This is a genomic window from Mycolicibacter senuensis, from assembly GCF_003284925.1.
Classification (GTDB): Bacteria; Actinomycetota; Actinomycetes; order Mycobacteriales; family Mycobacteriaceae; genus Mycobacterium; species Mycobacterium algericum_A.
The window spans coordinates 1-4367 of record NZ_QMEX01000214.1 but is presented as its reverse complement, the minus strand read 5'-3'; the positions used below and the strand labels follow the sequence as shown (position 1 = coordinate 4367).

General features: G+C 70.3%; 4 protein-coding genes and 1 pseudogene. 1 reads left to right on the top strand and 4 read right to left on the bottom strand.

Translation table 11 applies throughout. The features are described from left to right. Positions 1-2705, top strand: a 2705-nt coding sequence (locus DQP56_RS22865; RefSeq protein WP_133259010.1) for a cation-translocating P-type ATPase, incomplete at its 5' end; no start/stop codon positions are given. Between the two features lie 12 nt (positions 2706-2717). Here DQP56_RS22865 and DQP56_RS24895 read toward each other — a convergent pair. The 4 genes and pseudogenes from DQP56_RS24895 to DQP56_RS22850 form a co-directional block, all read right to left on the bottom strand. Further along, a complete protein-coding gene (locus DQP56_RS24895; RefSeq protein ID WP_165825121.1) occupies positions 2718-2888 on the bottom strand; it encodes an Rv1535 domain-containing protein in 171 nt (56 codons plus the stop codon). A gap of 93 nt (positions 2889-2981) precedes the next feature. Further along, positions 2982-3359, bottom strand: a complete 378-nt coding sequence (locus DQP56_RS22860; protein WP_112689303.1) for a DUF2304 domain-containing protein — start codon at positions 3357-3359, stop codon at positions 2982-2984. A gap of 13 nt (positions 3360-3372) precedes the next feature. Next, positions 3373-4098 carry a polyprenyl-phospho-N-acetylgalactosaminyl synthase PpgS gene (ppgS, locus tag DQP56_RS22855; protein ID WP_112689301.1) on the bottom strand — a complete coding sequence of 242 codons (726 nt, stop codon included), beginning with the start codon at positions 4096-4098 and terminating at the stop codon, positions 3373-3375. Positions 4099-4139: 41 nt separating this feature from the next. Then, positions 4140-4367: pseudogene (locus DQP56_RS22850) on the bottom strand (hypothetical protein); the annotation flags it as partial.

Sequence of the window (4367 nt, the reverse complement as noted above, 5' to 3'; positions counted from 1 at the left end):
CCCAGCCGGCGCCGGCCTACGAGTGGCACGCCATGTCGGTCGAGCAGGTGCGTGAGCTGTTGGGGCCGGATGCGGTGACGCCGCTGGCCGAGCGCGCCCCGGTCGACGCGGGTCCGCAGGGCGTGTTCTGGCCGTACTTCCATGCCGTGCGCGCCGAATTGTCCGACCCGATGACCCCGATCCTGGCGCTGTGCTCGGCGGCGACCGCCATGCTGGGTTCGCCGATCGATGCCGTGATGGTGGGCACCGTGCTCACCGGCAACGCCATGTTGGCCGCCTACCAGCGGCTGCGTGCCGAGAGCCGGCTGAACACCCTGCTGGCGCAGCAGGCCCCGCCGGCCCGGGTCGCCTTGACCGGGGCGGACGGTTCGCGGACTTACCACGAGATCGTGGCCGAACAATTGCTGCCCGGCGACGTGATCGAGGTGCGCAGCAACGAGGTGGTGCCGGCCGATGCCCGGCTGATCGAGCAGTGCGACGTCGAGGTCGACGAGTCGTCGTTGACCGGTGAATCGTTGTCGGTCGGCAAGCAGTTGGACCCGACGCCCGGCGCCGAACTGGCAGAGCGCAGTTCCATGCTCTACGCGGGCACCACGGTGATCGCCGGGACGGCGCTGGCCATCGTGACCGCGGTGGGAGCCGACACCCAGTCCCGCCGGGCCTCCGAACTGGCCTCCGGGGAGCTGCCCGAAGTCGGCCTGCAACACCACTTGTCGCAGCTGATGCACCGGACATTCCCCTACAGCGCCGCCGGCGGTGTGGCCGTCGGTGCGCTCGGCCTGCTGCGGCAGGGCGGCCTGCGGGTGGCACTGGGCAACGCGATCGCGGTCGCGATCGCGGCTGTCCCGGAGGGAATGCCGCTGATGGCGACCCTGGCCCAGCACGCGTCGTCGCAGCGGTTGAGCAAATCCGGTGCGCTGGTACGGATCCCACGATCGGTGGAGGCACTGGGCCGGGTCGACGTGGTCTGCTTCGACAAGACCGGAACGCTGTCCGAGAACCGGTTGCGGGTCACCACGGTGCACCCGGTCGCGGGATACTCCGACGACGACGTGCTCGGCACTGCGGCGCAGGCGGCGCCGGCTCCCGGCGGTGCGGTGTACGCGCACGCCACCGACCAGGCGATCGTCGAGGGCGCGGCCGCCGCAGCCGGCACCCGGCCGTGGACCGAACCGGACGCGCACCTGCCGTTCCGCTCCGGGCGCGCGTTCTCGGCCTCGGCGCTGGGATCGGAGCTGGTGGTCAAGGGCGCACCGGAAGTGGTGCTCGAGGCATGCCAGAACGCCGGTGCCGAGGAGGAACGGCAGGTTGCCGAGATGGCCGCCCGCGGGCTGCGGGTCATCGCCGTGGCCCGGCGCAAGCTGACCGCAGCGCAGCTGCGAGCGGTTCGCGACGACCCGGAAGGCACCGAGCGGATCACCGAGGTGGCCTGTTCCGGATTGACGCTGATCGGGTTCCTCGGCCTGGCGGACACGCCCCGTGCCGACGCCCCGCAGTTGCTGTCCGCTCTGGCGGCCCGTGGCATCGACATCCGGATGATCACCGGCGACCACCCCATCACGGCCACCGCGATCGCGGCCGAGATGGGCGTCACCGTCGCTGCTGAGCAGGTCATCACCGGCTCGGAGTGGAATGCGTTGGACCGCAAGGAACAAGAGCGGGTGGTCTGCGAGCGGGTGATCTTCGCGCGAATGTCGCCGGAGAACAAGGTGCAGATCGTGCAGACCCTGGAGCGCGCCGGCCGGGTGTCGGCGATGGTCGGTGACGGCGCCAACGACGCCGCCGCCATCCGGGCAGCCACGGTGGGACTGGGGGTGGTGGCGCACGGCAGCGACTCGGCGCATGCCACCGCCGACGTGGTGCTGACCGACGGGAAGATCAGGGCACTGGTCGACGCGATCGACGAGGGCAGGCGGCTGTGGCGGGGTGTTCAACTGGCCATCTCCGGGCTGCTGGGCGGCAATGCCGGCGAGGTGATGTTCTCCGTCATCGGGACCGCGGTCACCGGTGATTCGCCGCTGAACACCCGGCAGTTGCTGCTGATGAACACTCTGACCGACGCACTGCCGGCCACCGCGGTGGCCGTGAGCACCCCGGCGGGCCCGATCGGCGACGCCGTGCCCGGCCTCGACGAGAAGAAACTGTGGCGCGCGGTGGCGTTCCGCGGCGGGGTCACCGCGGCGGCGGGCACGGCCGCCTGGGCCATGGGGAGGGTAAGCGGCACGCCGCAGCGAGCCTCGACGGTGGCGCTGATCTCGCTGGTGACCACCGAACTCGGTCAGACCCTGGTCGACTCGCGGGCGCCACTGGTGCTGGCGACCGCGGCCGGATCCTTCGTGTTGTTCGCCGCGATGGTCTCCACGCCCGGTGTCAGTCAGTTGCTGGGCTGCACTCCGGTCGGCCCGATCGGTTGGGCGCAGGGGGTCGGCACCGCCGCGGTGGCCACCGCCGCGGTGGCCGTGGCGAGCCGACGCTCGGACGTCGTCAAGGAGATCGCTACGGCCGTGCCCGAGGCGGCGACGGTGGCGGCGGCTCCGGCGGACAAAGCGGTGGCGGCCAAGAAGGTTTCCGCGAAGAAAGGTCCGGCGGCCAAGAAACCTCCGGCCAAGAAGGCTCCGGCGGCCAAGAAAGCCGCGGCCAAGAACGCCTCGGCGAAGAAAGCCGCCGCGAAGAAGCCGGCCCGGAAACTCGAAGTGGTGCGCTGAGGCGGAGCTTCGTCACGCCGACCTGAGGACCGGCGCGGCGGCTGCCGGGCGCGTCGAGCGGCGTTGCTCGACCTCGAGCACGCCGGCCCGCCAGAGCAGCGCATACAACTCGACGATCGGCACCGTCAGGGCCATGGCCGTGACTTCGGCCAGTGGCTCCGCGAGGACTTCGGTCGCCTTCATAGGCCCCAGGGTGTCCGCCGCAGCCAGACGAATGGGAAACCGACTGTTACGAGTCGGCCAACTGTCGCCGAACTACTGTGGTTTCTGCGGCGGTTACGGCTTGGGCTCTGCTTCGTCGAGCCTCGCCGAACCGTCGGGTTCGGGCGGTTGGGCCTGGGCGAGCGCGACCACTCGCGCCAGCCGTGCATAACGCAACTCCAGGTCGCGGAACCGCATGTAGGTGCTCAGCGTGGTGAACGCGAACACCATGATCAGCACATACAGCATCAGGTCGGTGCCGCGGCGCACCCCGAGCCAGTTCGCCACCACCGTGGTGTCATCGGGGCGCAGCACCGCATAGATGCCGGCCACCACGAACCCCAGGTAGCCGATCTTGACCCAGGCCCGGGACTGGGCGGACCCCCGTGACAGCAGTAGGTAGATCAACAGTGCCAGCACGGCCGCGATCAGCAGCACCTTGATCCAGTTCACGGGGCGATCCTTGTCATCGCGACATCCTTTTGCGCAGCAACCCGTCGAACAGGATGTTGACGCCGTTGAGCAGCGGCTGACCCTTCGCCTTGGAGTATTCGGTGTAGAGCACCTCGACCGGCTCTTCGCCTACCCGCCAACGGTTTTCGGCGATCAGAGCGATGATCTCCCCGGCGTGGCTCATCCCGGTCATGGTGAGATCCAGGCCCTCGGCAACCCGCCGGTTGAACACCCGCAGGCCGTTGTGGGCATCAGAGAGCCCCAGCCGGCGGATCCGCGGGTTCAGCCACACCGCGGCCCGTAGCACCAGCCGTTTGAGTGGCGGCACGGCGGCTGCCGCCTCGGCTGCGGCGAACCGCGTGCCGATGACGACGTCGAGGTGGTCGTCATCGAGGCGCTTGATCATGCGCACCACGTCGGCCACCCGGTGCTGACCGTCGGCGTCGAAGGTGGCGAACAGCCGGGCGCCGGGTCGGCTGCGAGCGAACTCGACGCCGGTCTGGATCGCCGCGCCCTGGCCGAGGTTGACCGGATGCCGCACGACATGGGCGCCGGCGCGCCGGGCGATCGCGGCGGTGTCGTCGGCGCTGCCGTCGTCCACACAGACCACCGCATCGAAGACGGAGCGGATTCCGGCGATCACGCCGCCGATGACGGCCGCCTCGCCGAAGGCCGGGACGATGATCCAGACGTCGGGGTAACGAGTCTTTGACCTGGTATCGATGCCTAAAAAATACACCTGGGCGCGCCGCCGTCGGCGCAGCCGGGCCGGTCGGCGGGTCAGGACGCCGCGCGCAGCGCGGTCAGGTGAGCCGCGATTCCCACCAGCGGGCCGCACAGCAGTGCCACGACGGTTCGGGTCGGCAGTTCCAGCGGCAGCATCAGCAGCAACGTGGAGGCCACGGTCGCCCCCACCCAGCCCAGGGCGTAGGCGCGATGCAGTGCGGCGGCCACTGTCGCCGCGCCGGTGAGTGTCAGCAGTGCGATCGCGGTCGCCCCCGCCGTCAG